This window comes from Kitasatospora sp. NPDC088346 (genome assembly GCF_044740765.1).
Lineage (GTDB): Bacteria > Actinomycetota > Actinomycetes > Streptomycetales > Streptomycetaceae > Kitasatospora.
This window is the reverse complement of sequence record NZ_JBIURH010000059.1, coordinates 23479-39491: the sequence shown is the minus strand read 5'-3', so window position 1 is coordinate 39491 and position 16013 is coordinate 23479. Positions and strand designations below refer to the sequence as shown.

Sequence of the window (16013 nt, the reverse complement as noted above, 5' to 3'; positions counted from 1 at the left end):
ACCACCCGGGTCTCGCCCTCGCCGTAGACCTTGTTCAGGCCGGTGGCGCGGGCGGCGGCGGTGGTGGTCGTCATGGTGCTCACGAGGGGCTCCTGTCGGGAGGGGGCGGGCCGGCGGCCGGGCACGGAATGGCCGCGTCTCCATCGTCCGGCGCGCGGTCACCGGTTTCCGTCGCTCCGGCGGACGGTTGGGCAGACCACCGCAGGGCGTACACCGGACCGTCACCCTCCTCCTGCGGGATGACACCATCCCTGACGCGGGCCGGGTGGCCGATAACAGCTCATCGGCTGGCCGGATCCCGAACGGTTCGTCAGATGGCAAGGAAGCATGACAACTTCCGTGGCCGGGAACATGCGAAACCGGGAGTCGGGCGACTAGGCTCAGGGGGTAGCCCGAACAGGGGCGGGAGCGGTTCACGCCCGGGTGGTGGAACGCAGACACGGGCAGCTTAAAACTGCTTGGCCGGAAGGCCGTGCCGGTTCGAGTCCGGCTCCGGGCACCAGCTCCGCCCGCGACGCCGCGAGAGATCATCCTCGCGGCGTACGCGCGACCCTTTGCCAAGACATTACTCTTGTCCCGTGGTGGGCGGTGCCGTGCCGTCCCCCGGAGGGAATGAGCATGAGAAGCAGCAATCCGGTCTTCTCGCGGGACGGGTCCTTCTCCCGCGACACCGGCTACGCAGGGTTCAACACCACCCAGCAGCCCCACGGTGCTCCGCCCGGCGCGGGCCCGTACGCCGGCGATCCCTACACCAACAACCCCTATGCCCAGCAGCCCCACGGCGGCCAGCTGACGGACGACCAGCTGGTCGAGCTGTACCGGGCGCCGTCGGCCGGCCCCGGGGACACCGGCCGGATGACCATGGACGACGTGGTCGCGCGGACGGCACTCACGCTGCTCACGCTGGTGACCGTCGGCGCGGTGGCCTGGTTCACCGTCCCGGTCGGGAACTTCGGGCTGGCGATCGGCGCCTCGCTGGTCGCGATGGTGCTCGGGCTGGTCATCAACTTCAAGCGCAGCGTCAGCCCGCCGCTGATCCTGCTGTACGCGGGCCTGGAGGGCGTGGCCCTCGGCGTGGTCTCCAAGGCCTTCGAGACGCTCTGGGACGGCATCGTCATCCAGGCCGTGCTGGGCACCCTGACGGTCTTCGCCGCGATGCTGGTCTCCTACCGCAGCGGCTGGATCCGGGTCACCGGGCGCTACGCCCGGATCGGCACGGCGATCGGCCTGGGCTTCAGCTTCCTCGCGATGATCAACTTCGCCGCCTGGATGGCCGGTGCGGACCTCGGTCTGAGCTCGGGCCCGATCGGGCTGCTGTTCGGCCTGGCGGGTGTGGCCCTCGGTGCCTTCTTCCTCACGCTGGACTTCGCCGAGATCGAGGCGGGCATCCGCGGCGGCGCACCGCAGCAGGAGTCCTGGCGGGCGGCGTTCGGGCTGACGGTCTCGCTGATCTGGATCTACGTCTACCTGCTCCGGGTGATCGCCATCCTGCGCGGCGACGACTAGGTGTACGACCGCGTGCCGCGGGCCCCGGGAGCCCCGTGCTCCCGGGGCCCGCGGCGTCTGCGGGTAGCCTCGCTGCATGTCCGACGCACTCACCCTGACCGCCGCCGTCGACCGGCTGGCGGACCGGTTCCGTTCGATGCCGCAGAGCCGGCTGCGCGGGGCCGTCCCCGGCCATCCGTCCCGGGCCGCCGCCGCGCTGGCGCTGGCCCGCGGCCTCGCCGCCACCGCCCTGCGGCTGGAGGGCGAGCCGGCGCGCGAACTCCCGGACGCCGGGGACTTCGCGGTCGGCGACCAGCTTGCGGTGGCCGGTCACGACCTGGCCGCCGCCACCGCGGACCCGCGGGTGCTGGCCGAGGCCGTGGCCGAGGTGGTGGCGCTCGGCGACCTGGTCGCCTGAGCGGCCTCGCGGGGCGTTCCGAGCACGACGCACGACGCACGCCGCACCACGTGCGGTGCACGACGCACGACGACCGGGGCCGGTCGGACGCCGTAACCCCTGGGCGTCCGACCGGCCCCGGTCGGTGCTGCTGCCGCGCCGCGGCCGCTCAGATGCTGGCGACCACCCGGTCGGCCAGCACGTACACGGTGTCGTCGTCGGTGGAGAAGGTCAGCGAGTACGAGCCCGAGAAGCGCGAGCCGCCGAGCAGCCGGACGTCCTCGCCCGCCCGGACCGCGTCGATCAGGCGGTAGGCCGCCTCGCGGTCGCCGGGGGCCACGCAGAGCGTGGTGCCGTCGGCGAAGGCGTACACGTCGAGGGTGCCGAGCGGGCCGGGGCGGACGTCGGTGAGGCCCACCCGCTCCTCGGCGAGCGCGGTCAGCCGGTCGTCGGTCCACTCGCGGGACGGGGTCGGGCTGGGGACGAACTCGGGGTGCGAGGGGTGCCGGCGCGGGTCCGGGACGACGGCCGGCCCGGTGTCGGCGTCCAGCAGCCCGGCCTCCAGGCCGGTGGCGAGCAGGTCGGCCTCCCGGCGGGCACGGGCCTCGCCGGTGTCGGCGGGGTGGACTGCGCCGCCGCCGTGGCCGGGGTGGGCCGGCATCGAGGGGTGGCCGCCACCCTGGGCGGGGCCGCCGTCGTTGATCAGGTCCTCCAGCGCGGAGCGCAGCGCCTCCCCGAAGGCCGGGTCCATGGTGCCGGAGTGGTCGGCGGCCTCCTCCGGACCGGTCGGCCGGGGGAAGAACAGCGGCCACTCCTCGCCGACGGAGGTGAAGGGGGCGTCGAAGAGAGGGGCGTCCTCGGCCGCCCTGGCCTCCTGTTCGGCCCAGAACGCGCGGGCCTCGGTGATCTCCCGTTCCCGGTCGGCAGCGAGCGCCTCGGTCACGGCGCGGCGTATGACGGCCTCGTCGACCACGGCCGGGGCGGCGGTGGTCGCGGCGGCTGCGGAGTCGTCCAGCCGGCGTGCGACACGGCGCAGCTGCAGCAGGACGGTGGTCGACACGAGGATGAGGATCAGCAGCAGGGAGGTGTAGACGGCGCTCACGGAACGTACTCCTTGCGAGGAGCGGAACGGGGTTACGTCTCCACACTGCCGCATGAAAGGCAGATGCTGCAGTGGCTGATGTCCAATTTGTCTGTGACTTTCCCCCTTGTCCTCAAATTGTTAGGTAATACCGTTCTACGCAGCGGAGTCGTTCCATTCCGGAGTGTCGATCAAACGGTCCGAATCGACAATGAGAAGAGCCGGATCACACCTGGGGTGTGATCCGGCTCTCAATTACTCTCGGTGAGTCCGAACGGGTGGCGCGGTCGCCGGAGGGTCAGCTGAGCCGCTCGATGACCATCGCCATGCCCTGGCCGCCGCCGACGCACATGGTCTCCAGACCGAACTGCTTGTCGTGCCACTGCAGGGAGTTGATCAGGGTGGTGGTGAGCCGGGCGCCGGTCATGCCGAAGGGGTGGCCGACGGCGATCGCGCCGCCGTTGACGTTCAGGCGGTCCAGGTCGATGCCCAGGTCCCGGTAGGACGGGATGACCTGGGCGGCGAAGGCCTCGTTGATCTCGACCAGGTCGATGTCGCCGATGGACAGACCGGCGCGCTTGAGCGCCTGCCGGGAGGCCTCGACCGGGCCGTAGCCCATGATCTCGGGGGACAGGCCGCTGACGCCGGTGGAGACCACCCGGGCCAGCGGGGTGATGCCGAGTTCGCGGGCCTTGGTGTCGGACATGATCACCAGGGCCGCGGCGCCGTCGTTCAGCGGGCAGCAGTTACCCGCGGTCACGGTTCCGTCCGGTCGGAACACCGGCTTGAGGCCCGAGACGGCCTCCAGGGTGACCCCGGCGCGCGGGCCGTCGTCGGCGGAGACCACGGTGCCGTCGGGGGTGGTGACCGGGGTGATCTCGCGCTGCCAGAACCCGGCCTTGATCGCGGCCTCGGCCAGGTTCTGCGAACGGACGCCGAACTCGTCCTGGTCGGCCCGGGTGACGCCCTTGAGCGCGGCCAGGTTCTCCGCGGTCTGGCCCATCGCGATGTACGCGTCCGGGACGAGCCCGTCCTCGCGCGGGTCGTGCCACTCGCCGCCGCCCTCCTCGGCCCGCTTGGCGGTCCGCGCGAGCGCGTCGTCGAAGAACGGGTTGAGCGTGCCCGGCATGCCGTCCGAGGTGCCGTTGACGCTGCGCGAGACGGTCTCGACGCCGGCCGAGATGAAGACGTCGCCCTCGCCGGCCTTGATCGCGTGCAGTGCCATCCGGGTGGTCTGCAGCGAGGAGGAGCAGTAGCGGGTGATGGTCGCGCCCGGCAGGTAGTCCATGCCCATCTGGACCGCGACGATCCGCGCCAGGTTGTGGCCCTGCTCGCCGCCGGGCAGGCCGCAGCCGAGCATCAGGTCCTCGATCTGGCGCGGGTCCAGCTCGGGCACCTTGGCCAGCGCGGCGGCGATGATCTGCGCGGTCAGGTCGTCCGGGCGGACGTCCTTGAGCGAACCCTTGAACGCCCGGCCGATCGGCGAACGGGCGGCGCTGACGATGACGGCTTCGGGCATGGTGGGCTCCTCGCTGCGTGGCCTGTGCGGTCGAGCGAGCCCGGGCACGGAAGGGCCCAGAGGGTCGCTCGGAGGAAAGTTACCGTTAAGTAGCTCCGGCGTCACCCGCCCTCGGGTGTGAGTTCGCCGACGCGGACTCCGGCTCCGGCACGCTGCCCGCACCCGGCAGTCCGAGCCGCAGCCGGTGCCGCAGCTGGGCCCAGCGCCGGGCGCCGTCCGGCCCGACCGCGACCACCTCGGTGCCCGACTGCCCCGCCGCCGCGGCCGCCGCCACCGCCACCGGCAGCACCGCGTCGCCCTGCACCGGCGCGTTCGGGGCGGGCTCCGCGGGCCACAGGTCGAGCGCGGCGCAGAGCGAGGGCAGCAGCGCCATCGCCGCCGTCGCGTAGCCCTGGGCGGACGGGTGGTAGCGGTCGGCCGCGAACATCTCCGGCCGGGCGGCGAACTCCGGGCCGAGCAGCGAGCCCAGCGAGACCGTCCGGCCGCCGCACTCCACCACCGCGATGGTCTGGGCCGCGGCCAGCTGCCGGCTCACCCGCCGGGCCACCCAGCGCAGCGGCGGCCGCACCGGCTTGATCGTGCCGAGGTCCGGGCAGGTGCCCACGACCACCTCGCAGCCCAGCTCCCGCAGGGACAGCACCGCGTCGCCGAGCTGCCGGACGGCCTGGGAGGCGGGGCTGCGCCGGGTCACGTCGTTGGCGCCGACCATGATCACCGCCAGCTCGGGGCGGAACGGCGCCGCCAGCTCGACCTGCCGGGCCAGCTCGCTGGAACGGGCCCCGGAGGCGGCCACGTTGTGCAGCCGCACCCGGCGCTCGGCCACCGAGGCGAGGCCGGAGGCGAGCAGCGCCCCGGGAGTCTCCTGGCCGCGGGTCACGCCGAGCCCGGCGGCGGTGGAGTCCCCCAGGAAGGCCAGCCGCAGCGGCGGGCGGGTGTCCCCGGGGTCGGCGAAGGCCTCGCCGTACACCCCGTCGGCCCGTGGCGCGTCGCCCCCCAGCAGGCCGATCGCGCGGATCGCCAGCCGGCTCTCGGTGAGCAGCAGGCCGGCCACGCCCACCCCGAGGAGTCCGAGTCCGCCACCGCCGTAGGCCGCGGCGGTCGCGATCCGGCGGGCCACCCGGGCCCTCGACGCCTGTGCCCCTGGCATCCGGCACCCCCTTGTGCGTTCGCCCCGCACGGACTCGTGCGAGGGCTCCGTAGTCCTAGGTACCCGCGTGGACCCGCGTGCTATCGGCGCCCATCGGCCATCCGGGGCCATAGGCTTTGAGTACCCACAGTCACAGAAGCCACAGACCGGGAGGATCCCCGTGCGGTACCACAACTCGATCATCGATCTGGTCGGAAACACACCTCTGGTGAAGCTCAACAAGGTGACCGACGGAATCAGTGCCACGGTGCTGGCGAAGGTGGAGTACTTCAATCCCGGCGGATCGGTGAAGGACCGGATCGCGATGCGCATGATCGAGGCCGCTGAGGCCTCGGGTGCGCTCAAGCCCGGCGGCACGATCGTCGAGCCGACCTCCGGCAACACCGGCGTCGGCCTGGCCATCGTGGCCCAGCAGAAGGGCTACAAGTGCATCTTCGTCTGCCCTGACAAGGTGTCCACCGACAAGATCAACACGCTCCGGGCCTACGGAGCCGAGGTGGTGGTCTGCCCGACCGCCGTCGCGCCCGAGCACCCGGACTCGTACTACAACGTCTCCGACCGCCTCGTCCGGGAGACCCCGAACGCCTGGAAGCCGGACCAGTACTCCAACCCGGACAACCCGGCCTCGCACTACCACTCCACCGGCCCCGAGCTGTGGGAGCAGACCGACGGGAAGATCACCCACTTCGTCGCGGGCGTCGGCACCGGCGGCACCATCTCCGGCACCGGCCGCTACCTCAAGGACGCCTCCGGCGGTGCCGTGAAGGTCGTCGGCGCCGACCCCGAGGGCTCGGTGTACTCCGGCGGCACCGGCCGCCCGTACCTGGTCGAGGGCGTCGGCGAGGACTTCTGGCCGACCGCCTACGACCGCGAGGTCGCGGACCGGATCGTCGCGGTCTCCGACAAGGACTCCTTCCAGATGACCCGCCGCCTCGCCAAGGAGGAGGGCCTGCTGGTCGGCGGCTCCTGCGGGATGGCCGTGGTCGCCGCGCTGGAGGTGGCCCGCGAGCTCGGCCCGGACGACGTCGTCGTGGTGCTGCTGCCGGACGGCGGCCGCGGCTACCTGTCGAAGATCTTCAACGACGACTGGATGGCCGACTACGGCTTCCTGCCCACCGCCGAGGACGAGGCCCACATCGGCGAGGTGCTGGCCCGCAAGGACGCCGTCGAGCACGAGGGCATCCCGCAGTTCGTCCACATGCACCCGACCGAGACGGTCGCCGAGGCCGTCCGGGTGCTGCGCGACTTCGGCGTCTCGCAGATGCCGGTGGTCTCGGCCGGTGCCGGGCACCCCGACATCATGGCCGGCGAGGTGGTCGGCTCGGTGGTCGAGCGCGAGCTGCTGGACGGCCTGTTCGGCCAGCGCATCCAGCTCTCCGACACCCTGGACAAGGTGATGTCCAAGCCGCTGCCGGTGGTCGGCTCGGGCGAGTCGGTGACCAGCCTGATGGCCGTGCTGGAGAAGGCCGACGCCGCCGTGGTGCTGGTCGAGGGCAAGCCGCAGGGCATCGTCACCCGGCAGGACCTGCTGTCCTACCTGACCAGCCGCGCCGGTCACTGACCTCGGGTCAGGGCCGCTGGCGGGCCGGGCGCATGACGCCGGGCCCGCCTTCGGTTGGTACACCGACGTCACGTCCGCGCATCACGGGGTTAACAACCGTCCGGCATCGTAGAGGTCAACGGCAAGACGCCGAGCACGGTGACAGCGGAGGTCGGGAGCGGCTCCCCGGCAGCGCGGTCACCACGGACACGTCGGTCGGCCCTGACCCGGCCCACCGTGTCCTGCGCGCGGGGGCTGCCGTCGTCCCGCCCCTGTCCCGGCTCCGGCCGGCGGCAGGGTGTGGTGGCCCCCGCGCCACCCATCGCGCCGAAAGGCGCGTCTCCGCGGCTCCCGGGTGGGGGAGCCCCTGCGGAGGCGGTAGGGCCGGTTCCCGGACTCCGGGGGCCGGCCCTGCCGTATGGGGGCGTGGCGGGGTCGGACCGCCGCTCCCGTTTCCGTGCGGCCCTCTGCTCGCCTACCCTCGCAGGCATGACCAGCACTGATCTTTCCGGGCAGGACGCTCCGCGCTACGTCCGCCTCACCATAGAGCTCATCGCGGAGATCACCGACGAGCAGGCGCTCAAGGCCGCGGCTCTGGCCCAGGTCGACGGCGACGAGTACCTCGACGACGAGGAGCGCGCCCAGTCCGTCGAGGCGATCGAGGTGGACCCGTCCGGTTCGCTCGCCCACTTCGTCGACCCGGTCGCGCTGCTCGGCGAGGTGCCCGGGGTCGAGCTGACCTCGGCCACCTGGGAGTCGGCGATCACCGAGTACGACCCCGAGGACGAGACCTGGGAGGAGCACGAGGTGGAGTAGCCCGTCCGGGTCACCCCCCTGCTGCCGCCCGCCCCGGAGATTTCCGGGGCGGGCGGCTTTTTCGCTCGTTTGTCCGTTCTGTTGGGATCTTGAGTACTCTCGTATGGTCTCAACCATTTCGGCATGGAACGAACCTGATCGAATGATGTCGGTTTCGGCCGGAGTGTCCGTAGGGCGAGCAGCAGGGAGTCCGCAGTGACCGCACCGGAGAAGCCGGAGAAGCAGGACCGACCGCGCGGTGGCCAGTGGACCCGGCGCGGTGTCCTCGCAGGGCTGCTGGGCGCGCCGGTGCTGTTCGTGGCCGCCTGCAACCAGGACAAGGGCGGCAGCGCCGCCTCCGGCGGGCCCACGGACTCGGCTGCCACCCCCGGCGCCAGCACCAGCCCCAAGGCCTCGGTCGCGAAGATCACCATCTCGCCGGCCGACGGAACCACGGACGCCCCCTTCGGGCAGCCGGTCAAGGTCACCGTGGCGAACGGCCGGATCAGCTCGGTCGTGCTCGCCGACGAGGCCGGCACCCCGATACCCGGGCAGCCGACCCCGGACGGGTCCGGCTGGACCTCCACGGGGCCGCTGCTCAGTGGTACCAAGTACACCGTCGCCGTGGCCGCCCTCGACAAGGACGGCCGCGAGGCGGACGCCAACGCGAGCTTCGCGACCGCCACCCCCGCCAGCACCTTCGTCGGGTACTTCACGCCCGAGAACGGCTCCACCGTCGGCGTGGGCATGCCGGTGTCGATCCGGTTCAACAAGGCGATCGCCAACCGCCGGGCCGTCCAGGAGGCGATCACCGTGGTCGCCGACCCCGGGGTCGAGATCGTCGGCCACTGGTACTCCAGCACCCGGCTGGACTTCCGCCCGGAGCAGTACTGGGCCGCGGGCACCCGGGTCACCCTCCAGCTGCGACTGAAGGACGTCGAGGGGGTGCGGGGCGTCTACGGCATCCAGTCCAAGGACGTCACCTTCACCGTCGGCCGCAGCCAGACCAGCGTCGCCGACCTGACCGCGCACACCCTCACCGTGACCACCGACGGCGGCGTCAGTGCGGTCTACCCGATCATCGGCGGCGCCCCCGACCACCGGACCTGGGGCGGCAAGCTGGTCATCTCGGAGCAGTTCAAGCAGACCAAGATGGACTCCGCCACGGTCGGCCTGGGCGACGAGTACAACATCCCGGACGTGCCGCACGCCCAGCGGCTGACCGCCTCCGGCACCTTCATCCACGGCAACTACTGGTCGCCCCCCTCTCAGTTCGGCAAAGCCAACACCAGCCACGGCTGCATCGCGCTGCGTGACGTCCAGGGCGGCGACGACCCGCGCACCGACGCGGCGAAGTTCTACAACAGCTCGCTGATCGGCGACGTGGTCGAGGTGGTCAACTCCGGTGACCGGCAGGTCGATCCGGCCAACGGCCTGAGCGACTGGAACATGACCTGGGCCCAGTGGCGGGCCGGCAGCGCGATCTGATCCCGCACCAGGGGACGACGGCCCCGGATCCACCGCGAGCACGCGGTCGGGTCCGGGGCCGACCCCGTACCGGGGGCTGACGGAGCGTGGGTATACCTTGGGCCGCGTCCCCACCCGGGAGGTGGGGAAATTCGGTACCCACGGTGTCCGGCGCGTGCTGTGCCGACCGCCGAACCCGCACCGGTACGCCCGACGCCCCCGCGCCGACGCCCGGGCCGCCGTCCCCCAGGAGACCGCCATCAGCACCACCGTCCGCCGCCGTGGCACCGCCCGCGCCGCGATAGCCGTCACCGCCTCCACCGCGGTCCTCGCCTCAGGGCTCGCGGCCTGCGGCACCGTGGAAAGGATCAGCACGGCCGACAAGGTCTCCACGGCCTTCGGCCGGCTCGGCGACGCCAGGAACCTCACCGTCGAGGTCTCCCTCGACGCCACCGCGGACCAGCTGATCGCGCTGTCGAAGGCCTCCGAGGACAGCGAGCCGCTGGAGCGGTCCGAAGCCCAGATGATCACCGACCTGAAGCTCACCGTCTCGATCGGCGCGGACGGGCCGCTCAAGGACGTCGGCCCGTCCGCGCAGTCCGGCCCCGACGGGCTGACCGGCGGCGAGAACCTCGACGTCGGCTACGAGCTCGCGGCCAGGAACGGCGGCAGGACCTACCTCGACGTCCGCCAGGTCGGCGCCACGGTGTACGCCAAGGCCGACGCCGTCGCGCTCGCCGGGCTCTCCGGCGACACCACCGCGGACGCCCGCTCGATGGTCGACTCGCTGCCGCCCGAGCTCAAGACGGTCAAGGACGGCCTGTCCGGCCGGTGGGTCTCGCTCGACCCGGCCCTGCTGACGGAGTTCACCGCCGGCGCGCGCGGCGTCGGCGGCGCCGGAGCCGTGGCGCCCAAGGGCACCGGGCCCGGCAGCCCGGGCGCGCGGCCCTCGGCGGACGCCGCGGCCGCGGACGAGATGTTCTCCTCGCTCAAGGACGTCGTCGCCCGCAACGTCACCTTCGACGACCTCGGTACCCACGACGGCGTCGAGCACATCCGTCTCAACGCGCCCGTCCGGCCGCTGATGGAGGGCCTGCTGGGCTCCGTCCGCCCCGGCGGCACCACGATGCCGGGCTTCCCCGTTCCCGTGCCCGGCTTCCCGGGCGGTCTCGACCGGCTCGACGACTCCGGTGCCTTCCCCAACCGCACCGTGCGGGCGGACCTCTACCTCAAGGGCGGCTCGCTGTCCTCGGTGGTCCTGGACCTCGCCCAGCTCGAGGACAAGGCCGGCCTCGGCCTGCACGTCCCGCTCAGGCTCTCGCTGAGCGACCACGGCACCGCGCCGCAGGCCCCGACCGGTGCCGAGGGCCTCACCCGGCAGGACGTCGACGGCTTCATGGCGTTCGTCCAGAGCCAGGAGGCGGACGCCGGGGGCGACTTCGGGGGCGGCTTCGGGTCGGGCTTCGGGCCCGACGGGTTCGGTCCCGGGGACGTCGAGCCCGGGGACCTCGCGCCGGGCAAGCCGCTCACCGACGCCCAGATCAAGGAACTGGTCGCGGGCGGTCTCCGGGAGAGCACCGTCCGGATGATGAACGAGAGCGGCCTCGACTACGAGGACATCAAGCGGATGCTCCCGAAGCGCAGCTGACCGCCGGACGCGGACCTCGCGCTCGCCCGCACGCGGGCGAGCGCGAGGTCCGATTCCCGCCGGACCGGCGGCCCCGGGCCCGGCAGGCTGGACGCATGACCGCACTCGACGTCCGTGCCGTCCCCGCCGGGGTGCTCCGCGCCCTGCGCCTGCGGGACGACGCCGGGCAGCCGCCCGTCCCGTCCGTCGACACCGAGGGCGGAGCACCGCTGCGCTGCTGCCTCACCCGGGCCCTGCCCGGCGACCGCATCCTGCTGCTCTCCTACGCGCCGCTGCGGCGCTGGGCCGCCGAGACCGGCGCCGACCCCGGCCCGTACGACGAGCAGGGACCGGTGTTCGTCCACGCCGAGGAGTGCGGCGGCGCGGCGGACGGCTGGCCGGCCGGCCTGCACGCGGGCGAGCGGGTGGTCCGCGCCTACGACCGCCGCGGACGCATCCTGGGCGGCAGCCCCGCCGGTCCCCAGGACGTGGAACGGACGGTGGCCCGGGTGCTCGCCGACCCGGAGGTGGCCGTGGTGCACGTCCGCGCGCTGGCCTTCGGCTGCTTCCTGCACGAGGTCCGCCGGGCGGACCGAGCCCGCCCGGCGGCCCTCTGAGGGTCGGCGGCGGGGCGGCTGAGGGGCGACTGAGGGGCGGCTGAGGGGTTGGCCGACCCGCGCGGCGTTCTCGCACTAGGCTCGGTGCCATGACCGAGCACCAGCTTCCCCAGGGCTTCGAGACCCTCGCCATCCATGCGGGTCAGGAAGCGGACCCCCAGACCGGGGCCGTCGTCACGCCGATCTACCAGGTCTCCACCTACAAGCAGGACGGGGTGGGAGGGCTGCGCGGCGGATACGAGTACAGCCGCTCCGCCAACCCGACCAGAACCGCGCTCGAGGAGTGCCTCGCCGCGCTGGAGGGCGGCAGCCGGGGCCTCGCCTTCGCGTCCGGCCTCGCCGCCGAGGACACCCTGCTGCGCACCGTCCTCAAGCCGGGCGACCACATCGTCATCCCGAACGACGCCTACGGCGGCACGTTCCGGCTGTTCGCCAAGGTGCTGACCCGCTGGGGCGTCGACTTCTCCGTCGCCAACATGCAGGACCTCGGGAGCGTCCGCGAGCAGCTGCGCCCGAACACCCGCGCGGTGTGGGTCGAGACCCCCTCCAACCCGCTGCTGGGCATCGCCGACCTGACCGGCCTGGCCGAGATCGCGCACGGCGCCGGCGCCATCCTGGTCGTCGACAACACCTTCGCCAGCCCCTACCTCCAGCAGCCGATCGCGCTCGGCGCCGACGTGGTGGTCCACTCCACCACCAAGTACATGGGCGGGCACTCGGACGTGGTCGGCGGCGCGCTGGTCGCGGCCCAGGCCGGTCTCGGCGAGGAGCTGGCCTACCACCAGAACGCGATGGGCGCGGTCTCCGGCCCGTTCGACGCCTGGCTGGTGCTGCGCGGCATCAAGACCCTCGGCGTCCGGATGGACCGGCACAGTTCCAACGCGGAGAAGATCGTCGAGCTGCTCGGCGGCCACGCCAAGGTCAGCCAGGTGCTGTACCCGGGCCTGCCGGAGCACCCGGGCCACGACATCGCGGCCAAGCAGATGAAGGCCTTCGGCGGCATGGTGTCCTTCCGGGTCGTCGGCGGCGAGGAGGCGGCGGTCGAGGTCTGCAACCGCACCGAGCTCTTCACCCTCGGTGAGTCGCTCGGCGGCGTGGAGTCGCTGATCGAGCACCCGGGCCGGATGACCCACGCCTCGGTGGCCGGTTCGGCCCTGGAGGTGCCGGCCGACCTGGTGCGCGTCTCGGTCGGCATCGAGTCGATCGACGACCTGCTGGCCGACCTTCAGCAGGCGCTGGGCTGACCGCCGGCGCGCTGACGGCCGGTCAGGCCGGTCACTCCGGCCGCCCGGCCCAGTACGACTCCAGCGAGTCGTTGAAACGGGCCAGCAGCGTGCAGAACGCCCGCTGCTCCTCGGCGGGCCAGCCGGCCGTCAGCGTGCGCATCAACTCCTCCCGGTCGGCCCGGACCTCGGCCAGTCTGCGGCCGCCGAGCGGGGTCAGTGCGAGGTGCACGGAGCGCCGGTCGGCCGGGTAGGGCACCCGGCCGACCAGGTCGGCCCGCACCAGCGGCGCGGCCTGCCGGGTGACGGTCGAGGAGTCGATGCCCAGCGCCTCGGCCAGCGACTTCACGTTGGCCGGGCCGTGCCGGTGCAGATGGTCCAGCAGCAGGTAGCCGGCGCGGTCCAGCGCGCCGACCGCACCGAGCCTGACCTGCTCCATCCGGCGGGCGAACACCGCGACCTGGTACTGGAGTTGGGCGTGGAGCGGGTCGTTGCTTCCGGTGGCCTGGGGCGAGGTGGTCGTCATCGCGGCTCACGATCGGGGTGCGGTGAGGGTGGCTCGTGAACCAGCAGCGTACGCGCGCGCGGCGGACCCGGGAACAGCGCCGACATCCCGGCTTGCCGGGCCCGGCCCCGTAACCTGGCCACATGCACAGTTGGCCGATCACCATCGACGATGTCCGCGGCGCCCAGAAGATGCTGGCCGGGATCGCCCGGATCACCCCGATGGAGAGCAGCCGGCACCTCTCCGAGCTGATCGGCGCACCGGTCCACCTCAAGTGCGAGAACCTCCAGCGCACCGGCTCGTTCAAGCTGCGCGGCGCGTACGTGCGGATCGCCGGGCTGACCCCGGTGGAGAAGGCGGCCGGCGTGGTGGCCGCCAGCGCGGGCAACCACGCCCAGGGCGTGGCGCTGGCCGCCGAGCTGCTGGGGGTGCACGCCACCGTCTTCATGCCGCTCGCCGCGCCCCTGCCCAAGGTCGCCGCGACCAAGGGGTACGGCGCCGAGGTGCGGCTGCACGGCAGCACGGTGGACGAGTCGTTGCAGGCCGCGCAGCGGTACGCGGAGGCGACCGGCGCGGTCTTCATCCACCCCTTCGACCACTGGGACATCGTGACCGGGCAGGCCACCCTCGGCCTGGAGATCCTGGAACAGTGCCCGGAGGTGCGCACCATCCTGGTCGGGGTGGGCGGCGGCGGGCTGCTGGCGGGGATCGCGGCGGCGGTCAAGCCGTTGCGTCCGGACGTCCGGGTGATCGGGGTGCAGGCGGCGGCCGCCGCGGCGTACCCGCCCTCGCTGGCGGTGGGGCGGCCGGTGACGCTGGAGCGCTTCGCCACCATGGCGGACGGGATCCAGGTGGGCCGTCCCGGGGACATCCCGTTCGAGGTGGTCAACACGCTGGCCGACGGCATCCGCACGGTCTCCGAGGAGTCGCTGTCCCGGGCGCTGCTGCTGGGCCTGGAGCGGTTCAAGCTGGTGGTGGAGCCGGCCGGGGCCAGCCCGGTCGCCGCGCTGCTGGAGGATCCGGACGGCTTCGAGGGCCCGGTGGTGGCGGTGCTGTCCGGCGGCAACATCGACCCGCAGCTGATGCAGCGGGTGCTGCGCAACGGCCTGGCGGCGGCCGGCCGTTACCTGTCCCTGCGGGTCCGGCTGGCCGACCGGCCGGGATCGCTGGCGGACCTGCTGGCGGTGCTCACCCGGGTCGACGCCAACGTGCTGGACGTGGCGCACGTGCGAATCGATCCGCGGCTCGGCGTCACCGAGGTCGAGGTGGACCTGCACCTGGAGACCAAGGGGCCGGAGCACTGCGCGGCCGTCCTCGGGGAGCTGCGGGGCGCCGGCTACGTGGTCTCGCAGTAGGAGCCGGCCACGTGGTCCCGCCGGAATAGGGGTGGGCGTGGGGTGGGCGTTGTCAGTGGCGGCTGAGAGGCTGTGTGGTCGTACCGCGGCGGGATCCGGACGGCCGGAGGCATCACCCTTGACGCGATATATCGCGAGCCGCCAAACTTGCGATGTATCGCGAGCTTGCCGACCGGCCCGCTCGGGTACTGCTACCCACGCACAGTGGACATAACAGTCATTCCGCAACAGGAGATGAGGCGGGCTCATGGCGCCAGCCATCCAAGCCGAGAACCTGGTGAAGACCTTCGGTGACGTCCGCGCGCTCGACGGCGTCAGCCTCGACGTCCCCGAGGGCACCGTGCTCGGACTGCTCGGCCCGAACGGCGCCGGCAAGACCACCACCGTCCGGGTGCTGACCACCCTGCTCAACCCCGACTCCGGCCGGGCCACCGTCGCCGGCGTCGACGTCCTCAAGCACCCCAACAAGGTGCGCAGCCTGATCGGCCTGTCCGGCCAGTACGCCGCCGTCGACGAGTACCTGACCGGCCGTGAGAACCTCCAAATGGTCGGCGAGCTCTACCAGATGACCCCGCGCGACGCCAAGGCCCGCGCGCTGGAGCTGCTGGAGTGGTTCAACCTCACCGAGGCGATGGACCGCACCGCCAAGACGTACTCCGGCGGCATGCGGCGCCGGCTCGACCTGGCCGCCGCACTGGTCGTGCGCCCACCCGTGATGTTCCTGGACGAGCCGACCACCGGCCTCGACCCGCGCAACCGGCTGGCGCTCTGGGAGGTCATCGAGACCCTCGTCGAACAGGGCACCACGCTGCTGCTCACCACCCAGTACCTGGAGGAGGCCGACCGCCTCGCCCACGACATCGCGGTGGTCGACCACGGCAAGGTGATCGCCCGCGGCACCGCCGACGAGCTCAAGGCGCAGATCGGCGGCGAGCGGGTCGAGGTCGTGGTGCACGACCGCGGCGACGTCACCGAGGCCGTCGCGGCGCTCGCGCCCTACGCCAAGGGCGACCCGGCGGTGGAGAAGAACACCCGAAAGATCACCGTCCCGGTCAGCGGCGGCGCCAAGGTGCTCGCCGACGTGATCCGCGAGCTCGACTCCCGGTCCATCGAGATCGACGACATCGGCCTGCGGCGGCCCACCCTGGACGACGTCTTCCTCTCGCTGACCGGCCACGTCACCGAGGCCGGGACGGACAACGGCGAGGAGCAGCCGCCCGCAAAGGGGCGCAAGAGCCACGGGAAGGACGCCTGA

General features: G+C 72.7%; 14 protein-coding genes and 1 tRNA gene. 11 read left to right on the top strand and 4 right to left on the bottom strand.

Annotated features, from left to right (window positions below):
- Positions 1-417: 417 nt before the first annotated feature.
- The 3 genes from ACIOFR_RS37310 to ACIOFR_RS37300 all read left to right on the top strand — a co-directional run bounded on the left by ACIOFR_RS37310 (position 418) and on the right by ACIOFR_RS37300 (position 1903).
- A tRNA-Leu gene (locus ACIOFR_RS37310) sits at positions 418-502 on the top strand.
- A gap of 116 nt (positions 503-618) precedes the next feature.
- Positions 619-1506: a Bax inhibitor-1/YccA family protein gene (locus ACIOFR_RS37305; RefSeq protein ID WP_401004514.1), complete on the top strand. Its 888-nt coding sequence runs from the start codon at positions 619-621 to the stop codon at positions 1504-1506.
- 76 nt (positions 1507-1582) lie between these two features.
- Positions 1583-1903: a hypothetical protein gene (locus tag ACIOFR_RS37300; protein ID WP_401004512.1), complete on the top strand. Its 321-nt coding sequence runs from the start codon at positions 1583-1585 to the stop codon at positions 1901-1903.
- A gap of 148 nt (positions 1904-2051) precedes the next feature.
- Here ACIOFR_RS37300 and ACIOFR_RS37295 read toward each other — a convergent pair whose 3' ends face one another.
- From ACIOFR_RS37295 to ACIOFR_RS37285, 3 genes are all read right to left on the bottom strand, one after another.
- Positions 2052-2984, bottom strand: a complete 933-nt coding sequence (locus ACIOFR_RS37295) for a hypothetical protein (protein WP_401004510.1) — start codon at positions 2982-2984, stop codon at positions 2052-2054.
- 277 nt (positions 2985-3261) lie between these two features.
- Positions 3262-4482 (bottom strand): acetyl-CoA C-acetyltransferase, encoded by a 1221-nt coding sequence (locus tag ACIOFR_RS37290; RefSeq protein WP_401004508.1) that lies wholly within the window; start codon positions 4480-4482, stop codon positions 3262-3264.
- 85 nt (positions 4483-4567) lie between these two features.
- Entirely contained in the window at positions 4568-5629 is a 1062-nt protein-coding gene (locus ACIOFR_RS37285; protein WP_401004506.1) for an SGNH/GDSL hydrolase family protein, read from the bottom strand.
- Between the two features lie 160 nt (positions 5630-5789).
- Here ACIOFR_RS37285 and ACIOFR_RS37280 point away from each other — a divergent pair, with 160 nt between their 5' ends.
- The 6 genes from ACIOFR_RS37280 (at position 5790) to ACIOFR_RS37255 (ending at position 12919) form a co-directional block, all read left to right on the top strand.
- Positions 5790-7190 carry a cystathionine beta-synthase gene (locus ACIOFR_RS37280; RefSeq protein ID WP_401004504.1) on the top strand — a complete coding sequence of 467 codons (1401 nt, stop codon included), beginning with the start codon at positions 5790-5792 and terminating at the stop codon, positions 7188-7190.
- 468 nt (positions 7191-7658) lie between these two features.
- Complete coding sequence (locus ACIOFR_RS37275) at positions 7659-7985, top strand: hypothetical protein (protein WP_401004502.1); 327 nt, start codon at positions 7659-7661, stop codon at positions 7983-7985.
- A gap of 195 nt (positions 7986-8180) precedes the next feature.
- Entirely contained in the window at positions 8181-9452 is a 1272-nt protein-coding gene (locus ACIOFR_RS37270) for an Ig-like domain-containing protein (protein ID WP_401004500.1), read from the top strand.
- Positions 9453-9606: 154 nt separating this feature from the next.
- Complete coding sequence (locus tag ACIOFR_RS37265) at positions 9607-11079, top strand: hypothetical protein (RefSeq protein ID WP_401004498.1); 1473 nt, start codon at positions 9607-9609, stop codon at positions 11077-11079.
- 95 nt (positions 11080-11174) lie between these two features.
- Positions 11175-11675: a DUF1203 domain-containing protein gene (locus ACIOFR_RS37260; RefSeq protein WP_401004497.1), complete on the top strand. Its 501-nt coding sequence runs from the start codon at positions 11175-11177 to the stop codon at positions 11673-11675.
- Positions 11676-11764: 89 nt separating this feature from the next.
- Positions 11765-12919 carry a cystathionine gamma-synthase gene (locus tag ACIOFR_RS37255; RefSeq protein WP_401004495.1) on the top strand — a complete coding sequence of 385 codons (1155 nt, stop codon included), beginning with the start codon at positions 11765-11767 and terminating at the stop codon, positions 12917-12919.
- A 31-nt stretch (positions 12920-12950) separates the two neighbouring features.
- Here the strand turns inward: ACIOFR_RS37255 and ACIOFR_RS37250 are convergent, their stop codons facing one another.
- The gene (locus ACIOFR_RS37250; protein ID WP_371498828.1) at positions 12951-13424 is read right to left on the bottom strand and encodes a MarR family winged helix-turn-helix transcriptional regulator; all 474 of its coding nucleotides are present in this window, start codon (positions 13422-13424) and stop codon (positions 12951-12953) included.
- A 122-nt stretch (positions 13425-13546) separates the two neighbouring features.
- Here ACIOFR_RS37250 and ilvA point away from each other — a divergent pair, with 122 nt between their 5' ends.
- Together ilvA and ACIOFR_RS37240 are read left to right on the top strand one after the other, a co-directional pair.
- On the top strand, positions 13547-14758 hold the full coding sequence (gene ilvA, locus ACIOFR_RS37245) for a threonine ammonia-lyase (protein WP_401004494.1): 1212 nt from the start codon (positions 13547-13549) through the stop codon (positions 14756-14758).
- Positions 14759-15005: 247 nt separating this feature from the next.
- Positions 15006-16013: an ATP-binding cassette domain-containing protein gene (locus tag ACIOFR_RS37240; protein WP_401004493.1), complete on the top strand. Its 1008-nt coding sequence runs from the start codon at positions 15006-15008 to the stop codon at positions 16011-16013.